Raw genomic sequence first — 26926 nt, 5'->3', positions numbered from 1 at the left:
AGCGCGCCGCACGGGTCTTTCAGGGCCAGTGCGGCGCTCCCCTTTTTCGAACGATGACCGAATGGGAGACCCAAGCATTGCGACCTTCGAAGCTTGTTCCTCTTGCCGCCGTTCTGCTCGCGCTGCTGGCCGCTCCTTTCGCGGCACGGGGAGCCGACCGGCAGGTCACGGACGATACCGGACGGGTGGTGGAGATTCCTGTCGAGCCGAAGCGCGTCGTCGTCATGCATGAGCCGCTTCTCGGCCTGCCTCTCATCGATCTCGGCCTCGAACCCGTCGGCAGCTATGGCCGGGCCGATGACGGCTCGCCCCTTTCGGCGGTGGATTTCATCGACACCGTCATGGGGCAAAGCGGCGCCAAGCCGAAAGGCTTCGGCCCCTTCGGCCGGATCGATCTGGAAAGGCTGCGGGCGCTCGACCCGGACCTGATCATCGGCACCGAACGCGATGTCGACAAGGCCGAGCAGCTCTCGACCATCGCGCCGACCTATCTGCAAACCGTCAGCACTGGCCGGGTTCATGGCTTCGGCGTCGAGAAGGATCTCGCCGATCTCGTCGGGCGGCAAGACGCCTATGCCGAAAGGCTGAAGACCTACGAGACGCGGCTCGCGGAGGTCGCAAAGCGCGTACCGGGCGGAGCGGACAAGATCTATCTCGCCATCATCACCAACGACCAGCTCAATCTCGTCGGCGACATGTCGGGCGCCATTCAGGCGATCGAGGATCTGGGCTTTCGCCGTGCCGATCTTAGCGGCACGGAAGCCGGCGCCGGTCCCGGCACCCTCTTTTCCGTTCCGCTCAGCCCGGAAACTCTCGGAATGGCCGATCCCGATCTTCTCGTCGTCATGAACAGCTACGCGGTCGCGGACCGCTCGCCCCAAGCGACCCAAGCCCGGCTTGACACGATCATGCCGGGCTGGCGGTCCTTCCTGAAGCCGGCGCGGGAAGGGCGCGTCCTCTATCTCGATTCCGCAAAGGTCGCGACCCCCACCATCGCCAGCGCGCTCCACACGCTGGATGCGATCGAAGCCTTCGAAAAAGGCCGGTGACGGAAAGCGGCGGTCATCTCACGGCGCCTGCAGCCGGCGTAAGGTTCGAAGCCGCAACGTGATCATGAAGAGCGGGACGCCGACAAGGGTAATGGCGAGGCCGATCGGCAGGGCCATCGTCGATGGCAGGCCGCGCAAGAGGCCGTCGGCAGCAATGACAAGAGCGCCGCCCATCAGGCTCGACAGGACCAGCCGCGCGCGACCCGTGGCGGGGGAGACGAAAGCCGCCAGATGCGGCGCCAGAACGCCAAGAAAGGTCAGCGGACCAACGGCGCTGACGGCGGTCGAACTCATCAGAACGGCAAAGACGAAGATCACCGGCCGGGAGCGGGTGACCGGCTCTCCGATCGCGCGGGCCATATCAGTTCCAAGATCATAGACGGCAAGGCTTCGGCCGAAGACCGCAATGCCGATCACGCCGACCGCGAACCAGGGCGCAAAGGCCGCAGCGCCCGACCAGCTCGCCTGAAACAGCGATCCTGCGAGCCAGGCCGACAGACCATAGGAGGTCTCAGGCGGCGTATAGAGAATGAGGATCGAGGTGATCGCGGAGAGCACCGTTTCGACCGCGAGCCCCATGAGAAGGATCGCAAGGCCGCCGGAGCGGGCCCCGCCGACAAGCCAGATCAACAGGAGACCGACGCCAAGACCGCCGAGAAGCGCGGCGAGCGGCACAATCTCGCGCGGCGCGGCTGGCAGGAAGACCAGAAGCAGCATGATCGCCACCATCGAGCCCTGATTGAGGCCGAAGAGCCCCGGATCGGCGAGCGGATTGCGGGCAAGCGACTGGAGCACCGCGCCGGACAAGGCCACCGCCCAGCCGGCGAGAAAGCCGACGACGATCCGGGGCAGGCGCACCGTCCAGAGGGCATAGGCGCTCGCCGGATCGAGCGGCTCACCGGTCAGCGAGCGCAGGAGATCGGCAAGGCCAACCTCTTGCGCTCCGATGCTCACCGCCAGAGCGGCGAGTGCGAGACAAGCAAGACCGAGCGCCAGGGCGGCTGCGAGATTGTGCAGGCGAATCTGGAAGCCATTGCCCAGCCGCAGGACGGAGCGCCCGTCGAGGGCTCGCGCGCGCCGGATCATCGGGCCGCTTCCCCACCCGCCAGATAGAAGCGCTTGACGATGAGAAGGAAGGCGAGCCCGCCGAGGAGATCGAGCAGCACCCCGGTATTGAGGACGAAGGGCTGAAAGGCCTCCCGTGCGACCATATCGGCGAGGAGACAGGCGATCGCGCCCGTCAGCGCGCAGGCCGGCAGGCCCAGCCTCTGGTCCTGGCCGACAAAGGGGCGTACGAGATGGGGCACGACGAGACCAACAAAGCCGATCGGCCCGCAGATCGCCACCGCCGAGCCCGAGCCGACCATCACGGCGGCGAGCGACAGGCGCGTCACAAGGTCCACATTCACACCGGCCGAGGCGGCCTGCTCGCGCCCGAGCGACATCAGCGTCAGCGGCCGCGCCAGGGCGAAAAGCAGCCCAAGCGACACCGCCCCAAGCCACCAGACGCTAAAAAGCCGGTCGGCATAGACATGGTTGATATTGCCGCTGATCCAGCTGAGGAGATCGGCTCGGCGGGACGGATCGGACAACAAAAGCGCATTGGCAAGGCCGATCAAAAGCATTGAGACGAGCGCACCGGACAGGATCAGCGACAGGCCTCGCGGGTCGCGCGACAGGCCGGCGAAGCGCGCCATCGTCAGGCTGGCCAGGAAACCGAGGATCGCCCCGGCCAGGGCCGCAAAGCCTTGGGCTTCGAGGCCGAAATCGAAGAGCATCACGCCGCCGACGACGAAGGCGGCGGCCCCGGCGCTGATGCCGAGGGTTGCGGGCGAGGCGAGGGGATTGCGGGTCAGTCCCTGCAGCACGCTGCCGCTGGAGGCGAAGAGCGCACCCACATAAAGGGCGATCAGCGCGCGCGGCAATCGCTGATAAAGGACGACATTCTGGGCATAGTCTTGGCGATCGAAGCTGAGAAAGGCCGACAGGATCGTGCTCGTCGGAATAACAATCGCGCCGAGCGACAGATTGAGAAAGAGCGTCACGACCAGAAGCACCGCCGCACTGATGAGAAAGGCGCCGCGATGTCTCATGCGGCGAGCGTCCGGCACCGCGCGTCCATGCGCGGCAGGCAGACGAGGCGCCCATCGCGCTCGAAGATGTCGGCATCGAGATCGAAGACCGCCCCGACCGTTTCAGGCGTCACCGTCTCGCGAACCGGCCCGGCCGCGACGATCCGGCCCTCACGCATCATGACGACATCATCGGCAAAGGCGAGGGTCAGATTGAGATCGTGGAGGACGGTAATAACGGTCTTGCCGTGGTCGCGGGTGAGATCCTTCACGAGGCTCATCGTCGCATATTGATAGGTCATGTCGAGATGGTTCACCGGCTCGTCCATCAAAACGATCCCGGCGTCCTGGGCGAGGATCATCGCGATGAAGGCGCGCTGGCGCTGGCCGCCCGACAGCCGGTTCACCTGGCGATGGGCGAGACCCTCGAGACCGACGACGCCAAGGGCCTTTTGAAAGAGTTCGCGATCACCCTCCGTCGGTCCGCCAAACAGAGAATAGCGCGAATAGCCGGCGAGCTCGACGAGTTCGCCAAGGGTCATATAGTCCGGACACTGGCTTTCCTGCGGCAGATAGGCAAGGCGCCGGGCAAGTTTGCGCCGTCCGATCTTTAAGATCGGCTCGCCATCGAGCGTGACGGCGCCGCCGCTCACGGGCACGAAATTCATGATCGCCTTGAGAAAGGTCGACTTGCCGCAGCCATTCGGCCCGACCAGCGCCGTCAGCCTGCCGGCGGAGAAACGGGCCGAGACGTCGAACAGAACGGGCGTGTCGCCATAGGCGGCGCTGAGGCCTCGCGCTTCGATCATGAAACCCCTTTTCCGCTTTGCGTTTCCATGCCTTTCGCCTCGCCGGTCGAAACCGGACAAGGCGAAACTCAAAGCCCCTTGGCTGGGCTTTTAAAGTCGATTTCTTTCATCATAAATACAGCGCGATGCAAGAGACGATCGACCAGAGACGGGACAGACCAAATCATGCCGGCACGAAACCCCCTCCATATCGGCCTGTCGCTCTCGCCCACCTGGCTGAGTGGCGAAGCCTGGCGGCGGGCCGATAGCGGAGTGGAAAATCTTTTTGAAACCGCGTTTTACGTGGATATCGCCCGGCGGGCGGAAGCGGCGAAGCTCGACTTCGTCTTTCGTCCTGACACGCTTTATCTGGACCGGGCCGCTCTTGAAAAAGGCCCGGGCTTTGCCAGCCTCGATCCGACGATTCTCCTCGCCGCGATCGCTACAGAAACGACCCATATCGGTCTTCTGACCACCGCATCGACGACCTTTTATCCGCCCTTTCTGATCGCCCGGCAGCTTCTCTCGCTCGACCGGATCAGTCAGGGACGCGCCGGCTGGAATGTCGTCACCGCCCTGGACGGCCATGACAATTTCGGTCTGGACAAGATGCCCTCGACCGATGAGCGCTATGCCCGCGCGAGCGAAGCCGTCGAGGCGGTCAAACGTTTGTGGCAGAGCTTTCCGAACGAGGCGCTCGCCCTCGATCGGGAGCGGGGGCTGTTCGCCGATCCGCAGCGCGTCCATCCGATCGATTTCGAAGGCGATTTCTACCAGATCGCCGGGCCGCTCAATCTTCCGGCCAGAGACGGCGCACGCATCCCGATCGTCCAGGCCGGCGCCTCGGACCGAGGGCGGGACTTTGCGGCCAGCGTCGCCGACGCGGTCTTTGCCGCAACGCCGGACCGCGAGGCGGCGATCGAGCTGCGAAGCGATCTGAGGCGCCGCGCCGAGGTCTCAGGCCGGGGCGCTGATGCCGTACGGATCCTGCCTGGTCTCAGCCTGTTTCTGGCTGATAGCCGCCAGGAAGCCGAAGACCTTTTCACCGAAACCCATGCCCGGATCGATACCACACGCAAGCTTGCCTCCATCGCCGAAATGACGGGGCTTGACCTGAAGCATTGGCCAGAGGATCGCCGCATCGAGGCTGGCGATCTTCCGCCGCCACCCGCCACTGTCCGCAGCCGCACCCATTCCGACCTCCTGCGCCGGCTGATCGCAAGGGACGAGCCCCGTCTTGCCGACCTCTTGGAGCGGCCCGAAGTGATCGGATCGGCCCATTGGCGGATCGTCGGAACGCCCGAAGACGCCTATCGCGAGATCGCCGATTGGGCCGCGGCCGACGCCATTGACGGCTTCGTCGCCGTCCCGGGCGGCTCGACCGGATCGATGCATCAATTCCTGAGCGACCTCGTCCCCCGCCTCGCTCAAGCGGGCCTCTGCCGGACAGACTATTCGGGGACCTGTTTTGCCGATCATCTCGGCTTGCGGGGCTGACCGTCGTCAGGTTCATCCCGAACCCTTCGGACCTCAAATGCCTTCGCTCCGTCTTCGACGAAGCCGGTTCGGCGCATCTTTTCGAACTCACATCTTGTGTGCGGTATGCGGCAATAAATCACTCACAGCATGAAGCTCATAGTGAATTTCGCCCCGTAATTCGGGAACGGCTTTGGGGACGCCGACGATTGCGCGCTTCGCGCAAAGCTGAAGGAGCCCTGAGCCCTCTGCTGAATCGATTTGCGAACGTGCGCGAAACCGGTCAGGCCGAACTGATTAACCGAAATCGGTGTCATACCCCCGTTGGTATCTGTCGGTAGCCGCGTGCATCGACTTCTTTTCCTCGCATGAGACCGAAATCCGTAAAGACGCCCAACGACGAATTTTTCCCCTTGCCGGGGGTTCACAGGCGCGCTCTTGGCCGTTATATGACAGCCCACATCGGCGCCACTGCCGACCCTGTTGGGGAATAGGTTAACGGTAGACCAGCGGACTCTGACTCCGTTAGTCCTGGTTCGAATCCAGGTTCCCCAGCCATTCATTTTTCCCGCAGCAAAATCAATTACCTAGTGAACGGGCGAGAAGCTCGTGTGTATCAGTTTTGTGCGCAGTCCACATGGCATTCTGGATCTCTGGACGCGGTGATACGAACTCGGTGGCCACCGAAGATTTTTTGCGACAGAGCAACACCCCAACGCGAACCCGAAACACAAACTCGTCCTCTTCCTTGACCTCAAAGGGATTCGAAGATCACCGTGCATCTCAAGGCGCAACGGGGAATTGAGATTTGAGTATCGAAAAGTCGCTGTTTGCGGCCGCGGACAAGATGCGCGGCGCGATGGACGCTGGAGAGTATAAGCATATTGCGCTGGGTATGCTGTTCCTGCGCTACGTCTCGGAGGCGTTCCGGCGTGTTCAGAAGGGTCTGGAAGCGGCCGGCTATGATGCCGAAGATCGCGACGAGTATCTCGCCGAGAACGTCTTCTTCGTGCCGGAGGAGGCGCGTTGGTCGCATCTGTCCGCTCATGCCAAGGATCCGAAGATCGGCGTCATGATCGACGACGCCATGCGCGCGATCGAGGAGGAGAACGAGAGCCTGAAGGGCGCGCTGCCGAAGCGGTTCGGCCGCGAGGCGATCGACCGGACCATGCTGACCGGGCTGATCGACCTCTTCTCCAACGTGAAGATGGAGGGCGACAGCCGCGACTTCGATATGCTCGGCCGCGTCTACGAATACTGCATCGGAGAGTTCGCGGCGGCGGAAGGCAAGCGCGGCGGCGAGTTCTTCACGCCGAAATCGGTGGTCGAGACGCTCGCCGAGATGATCGAACCGATGCGCGGCCGCGTCTACGATCCGTGCTGCGGCACGGGCGGCTTCTTCGTCCAGTCGAAGGCGTTCATCGAGGCCCATGCCGGGCGGAAGGCGCATGGCACGGACGAGATCGCGATCTACGGGCAGGAGCGCAACCACACCACCTTCGGCCTCGCCCGCATGAACCTCGCTATTCGCGGCATCTTCGCCGATCTCCGCTGGAACGCGGAGGGCACGCTTGTTCGCGACGAGTTCCCGGACGAGCGCTTCGACTTCATTCTCGCCAATCCGCCCTTCAACATCTCCGACTGGTCGGGCGAGGCGCTGCAGGAGGATGCGCGCTGGACGTTCGGCGCACCGCCGCCGGGCAATGCCAACTTCGCCTGGATCCAGCACATCCATTCGCACCTGTCCGCCACCGGCGTCGGCGGCGTGGTGATGGCGAACGGATCGATGTCGTCGATGAGCGGCGGCGAGGGCGAGATCCGGCGCGCGATGGTCGAGGGCAACGCGGTGGACGCGATCGTCGCGCTGCCGGGCCAGCTCTTCGCCGGCTCGCAGATTCCGGTCTGCCTCTGGATCCTCGCAAAGGACAAGTCGAACGGGGTCGCGATGGATGCGAAGCTCCGCGACCGGCGCGGCGAGGTCCTGTTCATTGACGCGCGCAAGATGGGCGCGCTGATCCCCGGCAGCCGCAAGCAGAAGCAGCTGTCATCGGACGAGATCAGCCGCATCGCGGACGCCTATCATGCGTGGCGCGGTGAAGCCTTGGCTGGCGCCTACGCAGACGAGCCGGGCTTCTGCAAGGCGGCGACGACCGAGGAGATCGCCAAGCACAACTTCGTCCTGACGCCCGGACGCTATGTGGGTGCCGGTGCGGCGGCGGAAGACGATGAGCCGTTCGAGGAGAAGTTCGAGCGGCTGACTGCGACTCTGGCGGAGCAGTTCGCGGAGGGACGGCGGCTTGAGGCGGAGATTGAAGCCCGAATGAGGACACTAAGATGACAACTTGGTGGCAGTGCTCACTCGGCGATCAAATAACGCTCCAGAGAGGAGTCGATATCACAAGGAAGGAAAGTTCCTTCGGTTCCGTGCCTGTAATTTCATCCGGCGGTTTATCTTTCTACCACAACGTTTCAATAGACAATGGACCAGGCGTCGTTATCGGCCGGAAAGGCTCGCTTGGAACTGTTTACTGGGTCAATCAGCCATACTGGCCACACGACACTACGCTTTGGGTAAAAGACTTCAAGGGCAACGATAGCAGATTTGTCTACTACGCCCTGAAGTCGCTGGATACGAAGAGCTTAGATGTTGGATCTTCAAATCCGACATTGAATCGCAACCATGTCCACCCAATACAGATATGGTGGACTAACCTTGATACGCAGCGTGAGATCACAACAGCCCTAAGTGCCCTCGACGACAAGATCGAACTGAACCGGCGGATAGCGGGGACGCTGGAGGAGATGGCGCGGGCGCTCTACCGGTCTTGGTTCGTCGATTTCGATCCCGTCCGCGCCAAGGCCGAAGGCCGCGAGCCCGCCCACATGGACGGCGCCACCGCCGCCCTCTTCCCGGATCGGTTCGGCGAGGATGGTTTGCCTGAGGGCTGGCATTCTCGATCATTAGAGGAAGTAGCGGATTTCTTAAACGGTGCGGCGCTTCAGAAATTTCCGCCTGAAGAGGGTTGCGAGAGCCTGCCGGTTATAAAGATAGCCGAGCTGAGGTTGGGCATCACGGAGAAGACTGCACGAGCTAGCGCTAATCTTCCAACGAAGTATCGGATCAACAATGGCGACGTCTTGTTTTCTTGGTCAGGATCACTGCTTCAAAAAGTATGGACGGAAGGGGCAGGCGCACTGAACCAGCACCTTTTTAAAGTCACCTCCGAACACGTGCCGAAATGGTTTCATTACTACGCCGTGGATCAACATATGGATGAGTTCCGACAAATCGCCGCATCGAAAGCAACGACTATGGGGCATATTCAGCGCCGCCATCTCAGAGAAGCGATGGTAGCGCTTCCTGACGATCCTCGCATACTGGAGGCGGCCGGACGGATCGTTGCTGCAGCCTTCGACCGCGCCATTGCGGCTTCGCTCGAAAACCAAACCCTCGCCGAACTTCGCGACACGCTCCTGCCGAAGCTAATGTCCGGCGATATCCGTGTCGGCGAAGCGCGGGAGATGGCGGAGGCGGCCGAATGACGGTCGCCAAGGGCGAGTCATGATTGGCTATTTCTCCGAGGCCGGGCTGGAGAAGAGCTTCGTCGAGGATCTCGTCGCGCTCGGCTTTTCCCATTTGGACGGCATCCACGCCTCGCCGGACGCGAAGCCGCAGCTGCGAAGCGCCTGGCGCGAGACGATCCTCGCGCCGGTTCTCCTTGATGCGCTCAGACGCATCAACCCCGTCGCGCCCGACTGTGCGATCGAAGAGGCTTCGCGCAAGCTGACCGATACGGTGTTCGCCACCGATGCCGTGCAGGAGAATCGCCGCATTCACGAACTGCTGGCCGGCGGCGTGCTGGTGACGACCACCGTCGATGGCGAGGAGCGCGACCTTCACCTCTCCATTATCGACTGGACCGACGACGAGAACGTCTGGCACGCGGTCAACCAGTTCGACGTCGCCGGCAAGTCGAACCGAACGCCGGACGTTGTCCTCTTCCTGAACGGTCTGCCCCTGGTCGTCGTCGAACTGAAGGGCATAACGGGCGCAGGTATCGAGGCGGCCTTCAACCAGATCCAGACCTACCAGGACCAGATCCCGGATCTCTTCCGCACGACGCTTCTGAGCGTCGTCTCAGACGGGCTGAAGGCGAAATACGGCTCGCTCTCCGCCGATCTCGGTCGGTTCATGAACTGGCGGACGGTGGACGGCGAGACGCTGGTCGCGCCCGGCTCCGAACTCGCGCTCCAGACGCTGACAAAGGGACTGCTGAACCGCCGGACGCTGCTGGACATGCTGCGCTGGTTCACCGTCTTCGAGGACGAGGGTCGCGGGCCGATTAAGAAGATCGCTGGCTACCACCAGCTTCACGCCGTGCGGAAGGCTCTGGAAACGATCTCCGAAGCCCGTGGAGGCGATGGCAAAGGCGGTGTGCTGTGGCACACCCAGGGAAGCGGCAAGTCGCTCCTGATGGCCTTTCTGAGCGGCCGGGTGATGAACGACGTAGGGATGGAGAACCCGACCTTGCTCGTCCTGACTGATCGGAACGATCTCGACAACCAGCTCTTCGCCACCTTCTCCCGTTGCCGCGCACTTTTCGGCGAGGATCCGGTGCAAGCAGGCTCGACTGATGATCTGAAGCGGCTGCTCGATCGGAAGGTCGGCGGCGTCGTCTTCTCGACCATTCAGAAGTTCCGGCCGGAGAAGGGAGCGGACTTTCCCCAACTGACCGAGCGCTCCAACGTTGTCGTCCTCGTCGACGAGGCGCATCGGACGCAATACGGCTTCGAGGCGAAGCTCGATAAGGGAACCGGCGAAATCCGCCACGGCCTTGCCCACCATCTGCGGAAAGCGCTACCGAACGCGGTCTATGTCGCCTTTACTGGAACGCCGGTGGATCTCGTCGGCGCCGACACGCGCGCGGTCTTCGGCGATTATATCGACGTCTACGACGTGGCCCAGGCTGTGACCGATGGCGCGACCGTGCCGATCTACTATGAAGGCCGTGTCGCGAAGGTCGAGATCGACGAGGAGCTGGCGGAAGGTATCGACGAAGCATTCGAAGACGCCACCGAGGATCTCGAAGAGGACGACGCCGGAGCGCTAGCGAAGAAGTGGACCCGCATTGAGGCTTTGGTCGGTGCGGACAAGCGCCTTGATAAAGTCGTCGACGATATCCTGACCCATTTCGAAGCGCGGCTCGTTGCGCTTGGCGGCAAGGCGATGATCGTGTGCATGAGCCGGCGGATCTGCGCAGCGCTCTATGAGCGGATCGTCGCCGCGCGGCCGGACTGGCACGGCGAGACGGACGATGCCGGCGCGGTGAAGGTCGTCATGACCGGGAGCGCGAGCGACCCGAAGGCGCTGCAGCCGCATATCCGTTCGAAGGGCCGGCAAGAGGCGATCCGCAACCGGTTCAAGAACCCGGACGATCCGCTGAAGCTGGTCATCGTCCGCGACATGTGGCTAACTGGCTTTGACGCGCCGGTCATGCACACGCTCTATGTCGACAAGCCGATGCGCGGCCATGGGCTGATGCAGGCGATCGCGCGCGTCAATCGCGTCTTCCGCGACAAGCCGGCCGGCCTCGTTGTCGACTATATCGGCCTTGCGGCTGAACTGCGCAGCGCGCTCGGTCATTATTCGAAGGCGGACCAGAACCAGACCGGCATCGACGAGCGCGAGGCTGTGAAAGCCTTCCTCGACACGCTCGATGTGGCGAGATCGCAGTTCCACGGGTTCGACTACGGCAAGGCGATCATCGGCACGAAGGCGGATCGTCTCGCGATCTTCCCGGCGGCGATCAAGTTCATGCTGCAGAAGGACCGGGACGAGAATACAAACGTCCCGGCGATCACGCGCTTCAACGACGCCGTTGCTGCGCTCGCGAAAGCCTACAAGCTCGCGTCTGGCAGTCCCGAGGCGACGCAGCACGCGATCGAGGTCGCCTTCTTCTCCGCCGTCCGCATTGCGCTCGACAAGCTGAACGCAAGCGGCACGAAAGGCGGCCGTGGCGATCCTGACTTCGCGATCCAGCAGCTGGTCAACAAAGCTGTCGCTTCGACGGAGATCGTCGACATCCTCGAAGCGTGCGGCTTCGATCGGCCGGACATCAGCGTTCTCTCCGAAGAGTTCCTGAACGACCTTCAAACGACGAAATAGAAGAACCTGGCGGTTGAGGCGCTGAAGAAGCTCCTGAACGGCGAGATCAAAGCCCGAATGCGGACGAACGTCGTGCAGCATGAACTCTTTTCCGCCCGACTGCAGGATGCGATCAAGCGTTACCACGATCGCAGCGTCGACGCGCTGCAGGTGCTTCAGGAACTGATCGCTCTCGCCAAGGATCTGAAGGCACAGCCTGCGGACGATCTCTCGCCAGAGGAGCGAGCCTTTTACGACGCCCTTGCGAAGAACGACAGCGCGCGCGAGCTGATGAGCAATGAGAACCTCCGCGTGATTGCGACGGAACTCGTCCTGGCCCTACGAGGGAGCACTGGCCCGGACTGGTGGAAGAAGGAGAACGTCCGCGCCCGGATGCGCCGGGACATCAAACGGATCCTGAAGAAGTATGGCTACCCGCCGGACCTGCAGTCGGAGGCGGTAAGAACGATCCTCAGGCAGGCTGAAACGTTGGCCGAAGCGGTCTGATGTCTTAGAACGTGCCATACAGGGGATGATCTTGATAGAAGGCCTCTCGCTCATTCTCTTCCATGTCCGCAAGCCGCTTGAGCTGAGGCCGAATTGTCGTTTCGGTCCAAGCCTCTCCCCGAGGAGAGAGATAGCCACGCCTATTCAGCTCCTCGGCAATTTCCTTCTTCGTGGCCGCTGGCTTCTGTTCTCTCAGCTCTCTGATGATAGGCGCGATCGCATCGGTCAGCTTTCTCGCCTTGCTTGTGCGAGCCTCTGCCGCCTTCTCGCGAGCCTCCGGGAGGTTCTTGGTATTGCCGAGCGTCACACCGCGCTTCCGAGCCTTCTCCAGCCCTTGGCGGGTTGTGCGGCTGATGCGCTCGGCTTCGGCTTGTGCTCGGCTCGCCTCGGCCATCGTTACAGCATGACGCGGATCCTCGCCGGATCGAGTGCTGATGACTGCCAGCCGGCCACTCGCAACCATCTCCTCCAGCGCTTTCGTATTACGGGCAAAGCGGTCGAGACCATCGACGATGATCGGCCGGCCCGTCTTATGCGACGCTTCAATAGCCGAGCGAAGCCCAGGTCTGTTTCTGACACTATCTTCGCCAACTGCAGACTGAGCATCTCTAAACGTATCAGTAATGACGTAGCCCGCCGCCTTTGCGTATGCCTCGATGCTCACGAGCTGTAAATTGAGGCCGCCGCCGTTCTCCTCCTGGCCTTTTGTCGACACCCTGATGTAAGCAATTGCTGATTTTCGCTTAGGCATTGAAAACTAGTCTCTGCGTGTTCGTTTCTATACGATTACAATTAGTGATACTCAGATGAGCCGGAGGCGCCAAAGTCAATTAGCTCAGGTGCTACAGGCAGGCCCTTTAGAAAGACGCAGCTTTCAGTTAACGTGGGAAAATATTCTCGTGCCCCCTTGGGAGAAGGCGGCTTCGGTTCGACCTCAGGAGTTGGGACCTCGAAGGTCAGATGCGGCCTGCCTCAGAGCGTGCGTCAGAAGAGGTATGACGCTTGATGCCATTGTGCGCCGACGTCCGGCCTGTAAGAAGATCGTTGCTCGACCACGACGATGCACCGTCAGCTCGAATTCTTCGATCGTTGCCCGGTAAGCCTTTCCCATAGTCGCGACGGCGTCAATGCTGTCAGCAAGGTCTATTGCACCCTTCGCTGAAAGTGGACTAAGCCCCATCGCCCGACCCTGGTCGTCTCCCACAACGAAATGAACAGCGCCCCCAATGGCTTCGATGATCACGTTCTCCAGCGAGGCGTCTACGGTCCTCTTTTCGATCTGGTTGCGAAGGAACTGAGCCAGAATTTCAGGGACCGTTCGGTCCATGGTCTTGGCGAGCTCTCCGAGCTTGGCACCGATCTCATTCGGCACTCTCATCAAAGTGGTGGATACCATAGACGTCTTTCTCCTTTTCTAAACGCCCCTTTAGTATAACTCATCATAAGATCGCGTGCTATTGCCATTTGCGATTCTTTCAAAGATTGCGCCTTCGAAAATGGGGATCGGGCACAGTGCGGACCCCCTTCAGCCAAAGCCAATCTTTCTAGGGCTTCGGTCCGATTGCATTTGCGCCTTCACGAGGAGAGGCACAAAGCAAGCGAGCGGCGTCAGGCGAGCGTCATGACATCATCCTCGACGTCAACCATTCCCAGATCTTCGTCTTCGGCCTCCTGCGCATCACGCATTTGAGTCACCTCCTCGTCGGTCAGGACGCGCAACGTCAGCACGGGCATTTCGGCCCCGGCGATCTCATCGAGCCCGAGCACAGCTCGCTTCAGTGTGTGGATCTTACCGAGGGCATCGGCTGCGGCTGCAAGCGCCTTGATCGCTGAACCGGCGCGATATGCGAGTGTCGGATCGGCACGCGCGATGGCGATCTGCTCCAGAATTCCGGCTTCGACCTCACATGCGCCTCGAAGGGCTGTCTCCTTCACTAGCTTGGCGTTCGTTGCCGGGTCGTCCTCGCATGAAGGAACAGGAGGAAGCGGCACCTGAGCGTAGGCCGCCAGTTTCTCGCGTGCAGCGCTGCCCTTGGTAACGTCATGAGCGTCGAAATGAAGTTGGAGCGCCCGGACTGATGCACCGGTTCGGTCGGCGAGCTCAGCGAGGGTGACTTCTCCGCTTGCCCATTCCTCGCGTGCACTCGCCCACTCCTCATCTGATAGACGGGTGTAGCGGCGCTTAGGGCGTTCTGGATCGGGCATGACGATGGTCTCCTGGCGTTCATGATCTCCATGATACCATCTGGTTCAATTTGAGTATGCCCTATAAATACCGGACAGACACCTGGTTCAATAAATTCGATTGACCACTTAAAGCAGACTGATATGGTGTGAACCACTCAAAACGAACCAATGGGCTCACACCATGCTCGCTCGTCTCTACCTTCGCGCTTCGACCCAAGACCAGGACGCGGGGCGAGCCCAAGCCGAGCTTGAGACGTTTGCTGCCGAGCGCGGCCTGACGATTGCCGGAACCTTCGTTGAGAACGAGAGCGGTGCGCGCCTGGCACGGCCCGAGCTCTTCCGGTTGCTCAAGGATAGCCGGCCGGGCGACGTGCTTCTCGTCGAACAAGTCGATCGCCTTTCACGGCTCACGACAGGGGACTGGAACAAGCTTCGAGCCGAGATCGCGGCGAAGGGCGTGCGCGTCGTCGCACTGGATCTTCCGACCTCATACATGCTCGCCGATCCTGATAAGGAGAGCTTCACCGCCCGCATGGCCGAAGCGATCAACGGAATGTTGCTCGACATGCTCGCGGCCGTCGCCCGGAAGGACTATGAGGACCGTCGCCGCCGTCAGGCGCAGGGGATCGCCAAGGCGAAAGATGAAGGGCGCTATCGCGGCCGGCCGGCGAACAAGAAGCGCAACGAAGGCATCGCGCAGATGCTGGCCAACAGAATGTCATATACGGCGATCCAGAACGCTACCGGAGCAAGCCGCGCCACGATCGCGAGGATCAGCAAGCGCGGAAATTCGAACGATCAGGCCTTGCCCACATGAAGATGAGACAAATCGAGACCGGGATAGGCGATGCTCTCGATCAGCGCGACACGTTGGTCCAGCATGCCTTCAGGAAGATGGCCGTATCGTCCGGTCATGCTCGCCTTTGCATGTCCAAGAATAAAGCCGAAATTCTCGTCAAGATAACCGGCCCGGCGGAATGCATCTGTCGCGCCGTGGCGAAAGCTGTAAAGGCTCAGACCTTTGCGGTTCATCAAGCCTAGCCGGGATAGATAGCGAGGAAATTCGCGCGAGAAGTCTGCAACCATCTGGCCTCGGCTATTACGGGTTGCAGCAGGAAAGAGCCTCACGTTCCCTGCCGCAGCCATGCGATCGCGATACTCGATAAAGCCAAGCCGGATGAGTTCTGGGTGAACTGGCACGACGCGCATCGATCCTTTAGTTTTCACGCTCTTGTCGTCGTTACCCTCGGTCATGATGTGCATGATCCAATGGCAATGAAGCTTGCGAACGTCCGCGATGTTGAGTTGCGCGATTTCGGCCGGCCGGGCGGCGCTGTAGAGCATTACGAGCGGCAGCCAATACCGATGATCCTCGATCCGAACATTGCCCGGCTTGGCGATGAAGCGCCATTTGTCATCAGACTGGCACCCGGTGAACAGTGGAGAGGCGAGAAGCTGCTGGAGCTCCTCAGTCGTGAAGATCGCCTTCTTTGAGTTCTTGGCCTTTGGAAGCGACATGTCGGCGGTGGGGTTGGCGTCCAGGTATCCATTGACGACGAGCCATTGGCAAAAGGCGCCCATGCTTGCGAGATATCGGTTCACCGTGCGCGGCGTGATTACGGGCTTTCCAACTTCTTTGTTCGCCCGAATGATCTGCGCAAGCCCCATTCCGGCGAACGCCTTTGTCTCGGTCGCCTTCACCGGATACTCGCGAAGAAGCGTCTTCCATTCACGAATGGCCTTGCGTCGATTCGGCGAACGGGAAGCGTCCGGCCGTGAAGATCGAGAAACGTGCCGATGTCGCGCCGCGCTTGGTTCAGCGTGTCTGCCGCGATCCCCTTGGGATTATCACGGGCGTAGGCTTCGAAGAGTTCTGGGATCGTCTCGCCGGGCTTGGCCCGCTCGCGAACCTGCGTCGTCGCCGGCTTCACGATCGGGTCGCGCGGGGTGCCGCCGTAATCGCCCCGGTCGCGTTCAAAGGTGCGTTCCAGCGCCTCAATCTCGGCACGGATCATGCGCCGGCCTAACTCGGCCTCTTCCGGCGATCCACGCGGGATGATGAGATCATGTTTGCGGGCAAACTCGTCGATCTCGTGCCGGACAAGGGCGAGCTCGCCGGAGACAAGGTGCTTGCGGAGATCGGCAGCCTTGGCCTGCCTTCGCGCGGCGTCAAGCGCGCCCGCGCTCTGCATCGCCATCACCTCTATGGTGGCGTCCAGCATGGCGAGCGGATCGCTGGCGTCAATCGTGCCGGCATTGGCGAAAAGGGACCGCGTTGCTGCGTCTATGTCCGTTTGCGTCGGCCTCGCCGCCCGACTAGCGTCGTCACGATCAGGGGTGCCTTCGTAGTGCGACCACGGTGCGGCCGCACGGTCGTCTTCGCTCAATGTCCGCCGCCGCGACACGTCGTCGAGTTGCGCCCGCCATCTTTCGATGACCGGCCATAGCCGCCGCTTGGCCTCATTCTCATCCTTCGTGCCGAGCGCCTTTGTGAATTCGCTTCGGCCGACAATCGCGACCAGTTCGGCTGGCACTCTCAAGCGAGCGTAATAGGAGGAGCCGCGCCGGGTGAGGTAGGAAATTCGCGCCAATTTGAAGACCATTTGGAAGGGTGCAGTGTAGCAATTCGGTGTAGCAATTTCGTTTGAAAAGGGCAACAAATCCATATAGTTCTAAAGATGACAGGGGCTTAAAAAGAGTTGGATTATGTTCCAGGTTCCCCAGCCAACACTCCCCAAATATTATTATTATTTTTTCTCGTAGCTGAGAATCCGTCATCCGTCGTTTCTCGCACTTGGGCCTAAACCTGCAGCCCAGAGGTGATGGCCATTGCCGACCGTCCGGGCTCTCGGACAGAGGGACCCGGTCGGTAGCTCGGCGGTAGGACATTCCCAATCTCGAACGGCGTGGGCGCACGTTTTATTGGCGTGCCCGTGCGCTTCAGGCGCATGCCTCGGCGGGCGTGCCTGTCGTTCTCCCTTGCGTTTGTCCGATCATCGCAAGGCGAACTACATGGCGCAGCGTCTGAAAACGCTCCTTGCCGACCTGACCGTGAGACCGACTGCCGGCATGACGACGAAGGGGCAGCTCGAACAGATCTTCCGCGCCGAGATCGAGCGCATGAACACCTATCTCGAGGACATCGCATTCGCCGCGCGGCGCGCAGGGACATCGCTGCCCTGCGTGACCACTTCAACCTGATCCCGCCTCGCCACAGCCAAAGTGCGCGGTTGCGCAACCTCAAACCTGCTGCGCTCAGAGCCTTCGCAAGAGAAGAAAGGGAGCGTGCCGAACGAACAGGCCAGCCCGTTCCCCCCATCGGCCTATCCAATACGACGGGTTTTGGCCACCCTGCAAAGCTTGTATTCGCTGCGACGGCTTTTCGCTGTTGATCAAGTCCGCGACACCGCTTTTCGAGGACGGGTTCAAGCTCCTCGAGCGTTTCGAAGTACCTGTTGACGATCGGTTCGTCGAGGACCGGCCATAGGTGTTCTGCGGGCTGGACTTCTGGCGTGTAGGCCGGCTGATAGACGAGACGCATGCCAGGCGGAACGACGAGATTGGGCTTTGTATGATAGCCGGCCCCGGGGACTGTCAGGAATTTTGTGTGTGGGCGGGGCATAATGGGCCCGAAGGAGATTACCCATGGCCCGCCGCAAGGAACCCAGCATTCCAGACGCATTGCTCAACCAGCTTTTGTCGGGCGCCGATCCGAACAACGCCTTTGACCCCGGCGGCCTGCTCGATGGCCTGAAGAAGGCTTTGGCCGCGCGCGCCCTGAACGCCGAGATGGACCACCATCTTGCCGGCGAGAACGGCGTGGGAAACGGTCGCAACGGCTACGGCAAGAAGACGGTGACGAGCGATAGCGGCAAGTTCGAGCTGTCCGTTCCCCGGGACCGGCAATCGAGCTTCGACCTACAGCTCATGCCAAATATCAGCGCCGCTTTCCAGGTTTCGACGAGAGTGAGCCTGTGAACGAAAACAGGCCCGTGACTGTTTTCCCGGCGAACGATCTCGATGTACGCCCGGGGCATGAGCAACCGGGAGATCGTCGGTCATCTCCATGATCTTTACGGCGTCGACGTCTCGCCCGACCTGATCTCGGCTGTCACCGACGCCGTTCTGGACGAGGTTGCCGCTTGGCAGGCCCGGCCGCTCGAGCCGGTCTATCCGATCGTCTTCTTCGATGCCCTCCGGGTCAAAATTCGGGATGAAGGCTTCGTCCGTAACAAGGCCGTTCACATCGCCCTTGGCGTGCGCGCCGACGGCACCAAGGAGGTTCTCGGCCTTTGGCTGGAGCAGAACGAAGGTGCCAAGTTCTGGCTCCGCGTCATGAACGAGATGAAAACCCGCGGTGTTGAGGACGTTCTGCTCGCCGTCGTCGATGGCCTGAAGGGCTTTCCCGAGGCGATCGTCGCGTTCAGCGGGTCAACAGTCCACTTGACTGTTGACGTTCACCGCTTCACTTCCAGACGCTACGGTCCAGACCTGCATCGTCCATCTTCTGCGCCACAGCCTCGACTTCGTCTCTTACAAAGATCGCAAGCCCGTCGCGACCGCGTTGAAGGACATCTACCGGGCCACCGACGCCGAGGCGGCCGAAAAGGCCCTGACGGCGTTCGAGGGCAGCGAATGGGGCAAGAGATACAAGGCCATAGGGCAAAGCTGGAGAAGGGCCTGGAGCGAGGTCATCCCGTTCTTTGCCTTCCCGGGGGAAGTCCGCAAAATCGTTTACACCACGAACCAGATCGAGGCGCTGAACTCCAAGCTGCGACGGGCGGTGCGGGCCCGCGGCCACTTCCCGAACGACGACGCTGCGATGAAGCTGCTCTTTCTCATCTTGAACCGGGCCGAAAAGGAGTGGAAGATGGCGCCGCGTGAGTGGGCAATGGCCAAGGTGCAGTTCGCCATCCTCTACGGCGAGCGCTTCACCAAGGCCATGGCCTGACAATGTTCGACCGCCCGCCCACACATGGAATTCCTGACACTCCCGATCTTCGAGGAATTCCGGATCACGGTCGATGAGACGACTGTCGGCCGAGAGCTGCGCGCCATGGGCTTTGCCAAGCTCTCGGCCCGGCCGCGCCACCACGCCCAGAACGAGTTCGAAGTAGAGGATTTTAAGAAAGTTTCCCAGCCGAGTTGCCGGCGATCCAGCAAAGCCTCCCCAAAGGCACCGAGATCGAACTCTGATGGGCCGACGAAGCTCGGATAGGACAGAAGAACAAGCGAACACGACGCTGGGCGCGACGTGGCACGCGCCCCTCGGCGCCAAGCGACCTCGGCACCGCATCAGCCTACATCTTCGGCGCCATCTGCCCGAAAAAGGGAAAGGGCGCTGGCCTCGTCATGCCCTATTGCGATACCGCTGCCATGAACGAGCATTTGAGCGAGATCAGTCTCATGGTCGATCCCGCCGCCCATGCCGTTCTCATCGTCGACAAGGCCGGCTGGCATACCACGCCGAAGCTGAAGGTGCCGGACAAAATCACCTTGATGTTCCTGCTCTCAAAAGCGCCCGAATTGAACCCGCAGGAAAACATCTGGCAGTTCATGCGCGAGAACTGGCTCTCGAACCGCATCTTCCTCGACTACCAAGACATCCTCACCCATTGCTGCCATGCCTGGAACAAGCTCGTCGAGCAGCCATGGATTATCATCTCAATCGGAATGCGGGACTGGGCGCATAGGGTCTGATCAGCACCCGTTGGTATTAGTCTACGGATCTGCCGGTCGCTGCTCTTCTTTGGTCTGAACAGCGAGAGCGACAGCGAAGGGGAGGCGGGGTCATCATGAGCGAATGAACGCCTTCCATTGGCAGAGGCCCAGTTGCACAGCGCTCCATGATCCGAAATGCATGGGGAAGACCCACCTCATACGTCGCACATAGATTATCCTACAAGATGACAATATTTATCTAGATTTATAAATATCTATCCGCATTATATTTACTGAGAGCTACTGGGAATATTCGGCCCTGGGCGGAAAATCTCAACTGAATGCTCAAAAATTAGTCTTGCACAGTGGTCAAGAAAGTGTAAATTTTCGTTCACGCCGATGTTATGGCCGCATATCGATGCGTTGGATATGCAACCAATAATTTATAAGCGCAAATTGACAGAAATACCCCGTCAATATGTGCTTAAAAATGTAAATTTCCCTAATGATTATTGTTCGGAAATGAGGCGATTGTATCGCGCAACGAAATGCGTGTGACTGGTATGGAGTCTGTTGAGTTCATGTTGTGTAAATCGGGACTGACCAAGCCAAGGCAAATCTTCGATATTTCTGCAAAGTCATTGCGGGCATTTGCTCCGCCGTTGACCACCCTTCTCGATGATCGACCGACCCAACAATCCGGCCGACCCAACGATCCTTCTATGTCTCGGATGCGCTTTCTGACACGCCTTTTCATAAGTGCGTTTACGCCCTTCGATGCAGCTTTGCGCTCATTGCCGCCAGATCTACTTGGGCGTCTGTTTTCCGCTCCGGGATAGACAGCGAGACGCTATCCTGCAAATGGCCGATCGCCCAAGACGTGATTGGCTTCACGCAGCAGAAGCGCCTTCTGGTTTAGACTATGCGAATGATGAAGACTTGAAACGATCTGCTTCAACCGATCGCTCCTTCGGCAATTCTGCATAGAAAACCAGTTTTCCTCCAAATTTTTGCTTCGAAGGTCAACGGACGCTTTCGCGTATTGCGCCCGCATGGCCGCCCCATGCCTGTCCTCCTCGATCCTCTTCCTCATAGGGTTCCCATGTTGAAACAGAACAGAACAGACGACTCGGCAAATCTTCGCTCGCCTTCTCAAAGTCAGGATTGGGCAGAGGCGGCTGCAATTTTGGAAAGTGATGAATACAAGGCCGATTGGGGCCTTGCCGGCATGAATGCATCTTATGCTTATGCGCTCGGCTATACGGGCGAGGGCATCAAGCTCGGAGAGGTCGATTCCGGCATCTATGCCGCTCATCCGGAATTTGCCGACGGCCGCATCCATCCCCTCGATATTTCCGGCACTTACTTGAACGACGGATATCGTTACGAAAATTTACACTGGGAATGGGACGGAAATAGTTGGCATTTGGTGAGCGAGGGACCGTGGGACCCGAGCCGATTCGAAGCAAATGAGAGCTTCGATACGCCGGGCGTCTATGATGGCTCCATCAATGGCACGCACGGAACCCATGTCGGCGGTTCGATCGCAGCGGCCCGAGATGGAAAAGGCATGCATGGCGTCGCCTACTTGGCCGATCTGTTTACCGCCAATACGGGCGGTACGGACGGCATGGTCTGCGGCCCCAGCGAAGACTACAACTACTTCAAAGCCGCTTATGGGGCCGTTGCCGAAGCGGGTGCCCGTGTCATCAATACGTCATGGGGACAGGACGCCGCCTCCGACGACTTTTCGACGCTCGAAGGCCTCATGACGGTCTATTCGACCCATTTCGGCAAATTGACCTGGATCGATGCCGTTGCCGACGTCGTGAAGGAATATGGTGAAATCCAGACTTGGGCGGCAGGCAATAACGGTTGCTTCTCACCGGTCGTCGAGGCGTCTCTACCCTATTTCCGACCGGAACTCGAACGCAATTGGATCGCCGTCGGAGCATCCGGCGACACTGGCGGGCACTCTCCGGATAGCACTTATGCAGAGTCATGGTCCACAAAAGCGGGGGTCGCGAAATATTGGACGGTTTTCGCACCGGGCATTAACATATACAGCACCGTTGCGCATCATGAGGACGGTGACGTCTGGTCCCCTGAGGCTTGGGGCGTAGATCCGAATAATCCTGAATATACGTCGGTCAGCGGCACGTCGATGGCGGCCCCTCACGCCACGGGCGCACTCGGCCTCGTCATGCAGCGCTATGCCTATCTGGGCAATCAGGAGGCCCGCGACGTCCTCCTGACCACGGCCCAGCACATGGATGCGGTCGAAGGCACGCCGGACGACACGACGGGGCTGGCCCGAAACGACGCCCCCAACGAGATCTGGGGCTGGGGTGCGATCGATCTCAAAGCCGCCATGAACGGGCCCGGCCAGTTCCTCGGCGCCTTCACAGTCGATATGGACGAAACCCAGTCCGACGTCTGGTACAACACCATCACCGAAGATGCTCTCATCCAGCGCCATCGCGAGGATATCGCCGAGCAGGCCACATGGCAGCAGACGCTCGCCGACAAGGGGTGGGACGAGACCCCGCCGACCGAGGCTTCGAGCATCGAGGATCAGGTGGCCTATGAAGTCGGCACCGCCCGGGCCGAGGCGGCCGCGAACCGTGTCTATGAGGGCAGCCTGATCAAGATGGGCGACGGCACGCTGGCGCTGATGGGTGAAGGCAGCACCTATAGCGGCGGCACCGTTCTGAAAGGCGGGACGCTCGAAGTCGGCGCTCTCGGCGCTGCCGGCACCGGTGCGATCGAGTTCACCGACGGTGCCCAGACCCTGCGCATCGATCATCTGGCTTTGAGCGAGGACGAGGACCATAGCTTCGCCAATCTGATCACGGACTTCGCCAATGATGGCGACGTGATCGAAGTCTGCGGCATCGGCTCCAATGTGGCGCTCTCCTTCGATTACGCCAGCGATCTCCTCCAACTGATCGATACGGCCAACAATGTCTGTCAGGCCACGCTGCAGCTCGACGGCGATTATGGCGGGAAGCTCTTCACAGCCTCCTATGACGGCGAGGGAACGGTCCAGATCGAACTGCAGGCTATCGAAATCTCCGATGCACTTCGATCCCCCGACAACATAGATCTCTGGGCGCAAGCCGCTGAGACGTGGGAGAGCGCGGAATACGAGGCCGATTGGGGCCTTGCCGGCATGAACGCGTCTTATGCTTATGCGCTCGGCTATACGGGAGAGGGCATCAAGCTCGGAGAGGTCGATTCCGGCATCTATGCCGCTCATCCGGAATTTGCCGGCGATCGCATTCATCCACTCGATATTTCGGGAACCTATTTGAATGACGGCTACAGCTATGAAGAAGCCGGATGGGTATTCAATTATGATGAATGGAAATGGGAATGGATTTTCAAAGGCCCCATAGAGGAAAGTCGCTTCAGTGCCGGCGATGAGTTCGAAACGCCCGGTGTCTACAGCAATGAATACAATGATCCGCACGGCACGCATGTGGGCGGAACCATCGCGGCCAACCGCGATGGCGAAGGAATGCATGGCGTCGCTTTCGACGCCAACCTATTCTTGGCGAATACCCATGGCACAGACGGAAAAGTGTATGGTGCCAATTCGGACTATAATTACTTCCTTGCCGCCTATGGTGCCAATGCCGAGGCAGGCGCGCGAGCGATCAATACGTCGTGGGGAACAGCGCCAGGCGACCACGATTACGATTCCCTGCAAGGCCTGACCGATGCTTATAGCGATTTCTTCGGAAGCCTCACGCATTTGGATGCGATGTACGATGTCTCCGAGAATACCGGAGTTCTTCAGGTCATAGCAGCCGGTAACGACTTCGCGTCCAATCCGGATATTCGCAATTCCATTCCCTATTTCCGGCCCGACTACGAAGATCACTGGATCAGTGTCGGCGCGAGCCATAGATCGGACGAACCCAGCCCGGACTCCACAGGCGTCGGCTTCTTCTCGGACAGAGCGGGCGTTGCCAAATACTGGACGGTGTTTGCGCCGGGTCTCGAGATCTACAGCGCCGTCCCCCCTTCCGGAACGGATGACCTATGGTCTCCTGAAGATTGGAGTATCAATCCGGATGATCCCAACTACACGTCGGCCAGCGGCACGTCGATGGCGGCCCCTCACGCCACGGGCGCACTCGGCCTCGTCATGCAGCGCTATGCCTATCTGGGCAATCAAGAGGCCCGCGACGTCCTCCTGACCACGGCCCAGCACATGGATGCGGTCGAAGGCACGCCGGACGACACGACGGGGCTGGCCCGAAACGACGCCCCCAACGAGATCTGGGGCTGGGGTGCGATCGATCTCAAAGCCGCCATGAACGGGCCCGGCCAGTTCCTCGGCGCCTTCACAGTCGATATGGACGAAACCCAGTCCGACGTCTGGTACAACACCATCACCGAAGATGCTCTCATCCAGCGCCATCGCGAGGATATCGCCGAGCAGGCCACATGGCAGCAGACGCTCGCCGACAAGGGGTGGGACGAGACCCCGCCGACCGAGGCTTCGAGCATCGAGGATCAGGTGGCCTATGAAGTCGGCACCGCCCGGGCCGAGGCGGCCGCGAACCGTGTCTATGAGGGCAGCCTGATCAAGATGGGCGACGGCACGCTGGCGCTGATGGGTGAAGGCAGCACCTATAGCGGCGGCACCGTTCTGAAAGGCGGGACGCTCGAAGTCGGCGCTCTCGGCGCTGCCGGCACCGGTGCGATCGAGTTCACCGACGGTGCCCAGACCCTGCGCATCGATCATCTGGCTTTGAGCGAGGACGAGGACCATAGCTTCGCCAATCTGATCACAGACTTCGCCAATGATGGCGACGTGATCGAAGTCTGCGGCATCGGCTCCAATGTGGCGCTCTCCTTCGATTACGCCAGCGATCTCCTCCAACTGATCGATACGGCCAACAATGTCTGTCAGGCTACGCTGCAGCTCGACGGCGATTATGGCGGGAAGCTCTTCACAGCCTCCTATGACGGCGAGGGAACGGTCCAGATCGAACTGCGCGTTCCCGTATATTCGGGCGGAGCTGTCGTTACGGACAATGGCAGCGACAATGTGGAAGATGAAATCGTCACCGGCACAGCAGGAGACGATGTGTTCTCTGATCTCTCCTTCCCCTCGAATGTCGCGGGTGGCGACGGCTTCGACGCGATCGTCCTGCCTGGCAATATCACTGATTTCATCCTCACGCCGGCCCCAGGCGGCTTCACCCTCACGAAGGCCTCAGATTCGGAAACATCGATCTTCTTCTCGGATGTTGAAGCGATTCGTTTCGACGACATCACCCTCGAACGCCATGACGACCCTGAGGCGGTCAGTCTCTATTCCCTCTATCAAACGGTTTTCGGCAGAGCGGCGGAGATTAATGGCCTTTCGTTCTGGTTCAACGAGGCAGAGAAGGGACTGTCAATGCACGACATTGCCACGAGCTTCGCTCAATCGGACGAATTTCAGACAACATATGGGGTGGACCCATCGCCGGAGACCCTGGTCGACGGAATCTATGCCAACATCTTCGGCAGAGAGCCTGATCCAGCCGGTGAAGCCTTCTGGCTCGACGCGTTCCAGAACGGTCTGGAAACTGCCGATTTCCTTACTGCCTTCTCCGACGCAACGGAGCTTCATACACTCGTCGAAAACGCCGTCGACGACGGGATCTTCCTGATTGCGTAACGGATGAATCGACGTCCGCAATTTGAGGATATGCCCGGAACAGAGCTCGTCCCGTGATGGGCCTGAAATTCGCAGGTCGCGGCCAAGACTGTCAGTCCGAGCCATCATTCCACGCGTCCTAGACACGAAAGATAGCGGCTCCAGTCTCAGACCGGGGCCGCTATCTGTTGAGCCGCTCTGGAGCGATCGACGACGAATTGGGCGGGCCGATATCAAACCGTAATGAGGCGGACTCATTGTGATGAGGTTCAGCCGTCATGGCACTTGAAGGCTTCAATATGCGGATGGATCACCACCCTTGCATCTCGCTATAATACCAACAGACCTTTGAAAGCATCGCTTTCAAAGGCAAGTCGGAAGGCCGATCGGCGTTTGACCCTCTCGCCGGACGTGAATATTATCCTCACGGATCATTTCATTCGTCCGGCGGTATTACTCGCCCTTGCGTTCGATCGAGAGCGGGTCACGTGATGAGCCGATCGCGGGCTGCGAGGAGCCGCCCATGATCTGGGCGAGGACGTCGTCGGCCGAAGAGGACTTGCCGCCTATGCCGGCTTCGAGAAGCTGGCGATCGAGGTCCGAGCCTGATTCCAGGGCCGCGAGTTCGGCATCGGCCTCGCAGCGCCCTTCGCGCTCAATGCCGCAAGCTTCCTCGTGATCATCGCCGCCCTGTTGATGTGGCGGCCGGAGCCGCGCCCCCGGCGACAGCCGGCAGGCTCCATCCTTTCGGAAATGGCGACAGGCCTGCGCCATGTGCGCCACAACGCTGCGATGCTGGCGACACTGGTGCGGGCGCTGGCCTTCTTCCTTTTCGCCTCGGCGGTCTGGTCCCTCCTGCCCTTGATCGCCCGGGGGAGCGAAGGCGGCGGATCGGAACTCTACGGCACGCTCATGGCTCTCATCGGTGCGGGGGCGGTGACGGGCGCCTTCGTGCTGCCGAGGCTGCAGACGCGGCTTTCGTCGGACCAGGTCGCCCAGGCCGGCACGCTCGGGACGGCGATGGCGCTTGTTCTGCTGGCGATCTCCGCGACACCGCCGGTCTTGATGACAGCGACCTTTCTCGTCGGGCTGAGCTGGATTGCCGTCCTCACCGCCTTCAATGTGTCCGCCCAGACGGCTCTGCCCGACTGGGTGCGGGCACGCGGGCTGGCCGTCTATCTGATGGCCTTCTTCGGATCGATGGCGCTCGGCTCCATCATGTGGGGCCAGGTGGCCTCCGCCGCCTCGGTCCCGGTGGCGCTTCTCGCGGCGGCAGCCGGTTTGATCCTCGCGCTTCTGGCGACACGCCGCTTTGCCATCGGCCAGGGCGAAGGGCTCGATCTCGGCCCGGCCTCGATCTGGCCCCAGGCGCCGACGCTCGC

The 26926-nt window shown here is 60.6% G+C and carries 17 protein-coding genes, 1 tRNA gene and 4 pseudogenes; 13 read left to right on the top strand and 9 right to left on the bottom strand.

Translation table 11 applies throughout. The annotated features are described in order from the left end of the window. The first annotated feature begins 77 nt into the window (after positions 1-77). Positions 78-1049 carry an ABC transporter substrate-binding protein gene (locus B9A15_RS07685; RefSeq protein WP_244556839.1) on the top strand — a complete coding sequence of 324 codons (972 nt, stop codon included), beginning with the start codon at positions 78-80 and terminating at the stop codon, positions 1047-1049. 18 nt (positions 1050-1067) lie between these two features. On the opposite strand, the gene B9A15_RS07680 is transcribed toward B9A15_RS07685, so the two are convergent. The 3 genes from B9A15_RS07680 to B9A15_RS07670 are packed head-to-tail and all read right to left on the bottom strand — an operon-like array spanning position 1068 to position 3930. Further along, the gene (locus tag B9A15_RS07680) at positions 1068-2132 is read right to left on the bottom strand and encodes a FecCD family ABC transporter permease (protein WP_084409643.1); all 1065 of its coding nucleotides are present in this window, start codon (positions 2130-2132) and stop codon (positions 1068-1070) included. Further along, complete coding sequence (locus B9A15_RS07675; RefSeq protein WP_084409642.1) at positions 2132-3142, bottom strand: FecCD family ABC transporter permease; 1011 nt, start codon at positions 3140-3142, stop codon at positions 2132-2134. The genes B9A15_RS07680 and B9A15_RS07675 overlap by 1 nt, the downstream gene beginning before the upstream one ends. Beyond that, positions 3139-3930, bottom strand: a complete 792-nt coding sequence (locus B9A15_RS07670; protein WP_084409464.1) for an ABC transporter ATP-binding protein — start codon at positions 3928-3930, stop codon at positions 3139-3141. The genes B9A15_RS07675 and B9A15_RS07670 overlap by 4 nt, the downstream gene beginning before the upstream one ends. Before the next feature lie 165 nt (positions 3931-4095). Here B9A15_RS07670 and B9A15_RS07665 point away from each other — a divergent pair, with 165 nt between their 5' ends. The 5 genes and pseudogenes from B9A15_RS07665 (at position 4096) to B9A15_RS07645 (ending at position 12037) form a co-directional block, all read left to right on the top strand. Continuing rightward, positions 4096-5406, top strand: a complete 1311-nt coding sequence (locus tag B9A15_RS07665) for an NtaA/DmoA family FMN-dependent monooxygenase (protein WP_084409463.1) — start codon at positions 4096-4098, stop codon at positions 5404-5406. 463 nt (positions 5407-5869) lie between these two features. Then, positions 5870-5943: transfer RNA gene (locus tag B9A15_RS07660), tRNA-Gln, on the top strand. A gap of 250 nt (positions 5944-6193) precedes the next feature. Then, on the top strand, positions 6194-7723 hold the full coding sequence (locus B9A15_RS07655) for a type I restriction-modification system subunit M (protein WP_084409462.1): 1530 nt from the start codon (positions 6194-6196) through the stop codon (positions 7721-7723). Continuing rightward, a complete protein-coding gene (locus B9A15_RS07650) occupies positions 7720-8928 on the top strand; it encodes a restriction endonuclease subunit S (RefSeq protein WP_084409461.1) in 1209 nt (402 codons plus the stop codon). Before B9A15_RS07655 ends, B9A15_RS07650 begins: the two co-directional genes overlap by 4 nt. Before the next feature lie 19 nt (positions 8929-8947). Continuing rightward, positions 8948-12037: pseudogene (locus tag B9A15_RS07645) on the top strand (type I restriction endonuclease subunit R). 4 nt (positions 12038-12041) lie between these two features. Here B9A15_RS07645 and B9A15_RS07640 read toward each other — a convergent pair. From B9A15_RS07640 to B9A15_RS22490, 3 genes are all read right to left on the bottom strand, one after another. After that, positions 12042-12788 (bottom strand): recombinase family protein, encoded by a 747-nt coding sequence (locus B9A15_RS07640; RefSeq protein WP_084409460.1) that lies wholly within the window; start codon positions 12786-12788, stop codon positions 12042-12044. A 183-nt stretch (positions 12789-12971) separates the two neighbouring features. Beyond that, positions 12972-13433 carry a hypothetical protein gene (locus B9A15_RS07635; RefSeq protein ID WP_084409459.1) on the bottom strand — a complete coding sequence of 154 codons (462 nt, stop codon included), beginning with the start codon at positions 13431-13433 and terminating at the stop codon, positions 12972-12974. A gap of 212 nt (positions 13434-13645) precedes the next feature. After that, on the bottom strand, positions 13646-14242 hold the full coding sequence (locus B9A15_RS22490) for a hypothetical protein (protein WP_139798266.1): 597 nt from the start codon (positions 14240-14242) through the stop codon (positions 13646-13648). A gap of 163 nt (positions 14243-14405) precedes the next feature. Here B9A15_RS22490 and B9A15_RS07625 point away from each other — a divergent pair, with 163 nt between their 5' ends. Continuing rightward, positions 14406-15041 carry a recombinase family protein gene (locus B9A15_RS07625; RefSeq protein ID WP_084409457.1) on the top strand — a complete coding sequence of 212 codons (636 nt, stop codon included), beginning with the start codon at positions 14406-14408 and terminating at the stop codon, positions 15039-15041. Here B9A15_RS07625 and B9A15_RS23330 read toward each other — a convergent pair. Both B9A15_RS23330 and B9A15_RS23325 read right to left on the bottom strand, forming a co-directional pair. Continuing rightward, positions 15023-15925 (bottom strand): site-specific integrase, encoded by a 903-nt coding sequence (locus B9A15_RS23330; protein ID WP_244556838.1) that lies wholly within the window; start codon positions 15923-15925, stop codon positions 15023-15025. The two genes, B9A15_RS07625 and B9A15_RS23330, sit on opposite strands and share 19 nt — an antisense overlap. Further along, positions 15922-16815 (bottom strand): DUF6538 domain-containing protein, encoded by an 894-nt coding sequence (locus tag B9A15_RS23325; RefSeq protein WP_244556837.1) that lies wholly within the window; start codon positions 16813-16815, stop codon positions 15922-15924. Before B9A15_RS23325 ends, B9A15_RS23330 begins: the two co-directional genes overlap by 4 nt. 421 nt (positions 16816-17236) lie before the next feature. Between B9A15_RS23325 and B9A15_RS07615 the strand changes: the two genes are divergently transcribed. From B9A15_RS07615 to B9A15_RS07595, 5 genes and pseudogenes are all read left to right on the top strand, one after another. Continuing rightward, on the top strand, positions 17237-17425 hold the full coding sequence (locus B9A15_RS07615) for a hypothetical protein (protein WP_084409456.1): 189 nt from the start codon (positions 17237-17239) through the stop codon (positions 17423-17425). A gap of 444 nt (positions 17426-17869) precedes the next feature. After that, positions 17870-18625: pseudogene (locus tag B9A15_RS23795) on the top strand (IS256 family transposase); the annotation flags it as partial. Between the two features lie 163 nt (positions 18626-18788). After that, complete coding sequence (locus B9A15_RS23790) at positions 18789-19175, top strand: transposase (RefSeq protein WP_425292950.1); 387 nt, start codon at positions 18789-18791, stop codon at positions 19173-19175. A 45-nt stretch (positions 19176-19220) separates the two neighbouring features. Next, positions 19221-19924 (top strand): annotated as a pseudogene (locus B9A15_RS07600) (IS630 family transposase); the annotation flags it as partial. A 1147-nt stretch (positions 19925-21071) separates the two neighbouring features. Continuing rightward, on the top strand, positions 21072-25565 hold the full coding sequence (locus B9A15_RS07595; RefSeq protein ID WP_170923202.1) for a S8 family serine peptidase: 4494 nt from the start codon (positions 21072-21074) through the stop codon (positions 25563-25565). 432 nt (positions 25566-25997) lie between these two features. Here the strand turns inward: B9A15_RS07595 and B9A15_RS07590 are convergent. After that, positions 25998-26192 (bottom strand): annotated as a pseudogene (locus B9A15_RS07590) (PspA/IM30 family protein); the annotation flags it as partial. A 27-nt stretch (positions 26193-26219) separates the two neighbouring features. Between B9A15_RS07590 and B9A15_RS07585 the strand changes: the two are divergent. Beyond that, positions 26220-26926, top strand: a 707-nt coding sequence (locus B9A15_RS07585; RefSeq protein ID WP_244556836.1) for an MFS transporter, incomplete at its 3' end; no start/stop codon positions are given.

Origin of the sequence: Fulvimarina manganoxydans, from assembly GCF_900176465.1 — a bacterium.
Taxonomy (GTDB): Bacteria; Pseudomonadota; Alphaproteobacteria; order Rhizobiales; family Rhizobiaceae; genus Fulvimarina; species Fulvimarina manganoxydans.
Note: the sequence above shows the minus strand (reverse complement) of the source record. Positions and strands in the feature narration are given on the sequence as shown.

What these genes read in the sequence shown, in the direction of transcription:
- B9A15_RS07675 (WP_084409642.1), bottom strand. Translation starts at nt 3,142, where the DNA reads ATGAGACATCGCGGCGCCTTTCTCATCAGTGCGGCGGTGCTTCTGGTC.
- B9A15_RS07670 (WP_084409464.1), bottom strand. Translation starts at nt 3,930, where the DNA reads ATGATCGAAGCGCGAGGCCTCAGCGCCGCCTATGGCGACACGCCCGTT.
- B9A15_RS07665 (WP_084409463.1), top strand. Translation starts at nt 4,096, where the DNA reads ATGCCGGCACGAAACCCCCTCCATATCGGCCTGTCGCTCTCGCCCACC.
- B9A15_RS07650 (WP_084409461.1), top strand. Translation starts at nt 7,720, where the DNA reads ATGACAACTTGGTGGCAGTGCTCACTCGGCGATCAAATAACGCTCCAG.
- B9A15_RS07640 (WP_084409460.1), bottom strand. Translation starts at nt 12,788, where the DNA reads ATGCCTAAGCGAAAATCAGCAATTGCTTACATCAGGGTGTCGACAAAA.
- B9A15_RS07635 (WP_084409459.1), bottom strand. Translation starts at nt 13,433, where the DNA reads ATGGTATCCACCACTTTGATGAGAGTGCCGAATGAGATCGGTGCCAAG.
- B9A15_RS22490 (WP_139798266.1), bottom strand. Translation starts at nt 14,242, where the DNA reads ATGCCCGATCCAGAACGCCCTAAGCGCCGCTACACCCGTCTATCAGAT.
- B9A15_RS07625 (WP_084409457.1), top strand. Translation starts at nt 14,406, where the DNA reads ATGCTCGCTCGTCTCTACCTTCGCGCTTCGACCCAAGACCAGGACGCG.
- B9A15_RS07615 (WP_084409456.1), top strand. Translation starts at nt 17,237, where the DNA reads ATGGCGCAGCGTCTGAAAACGCTCCTTGCCGACCTGACCGTGAGACCG.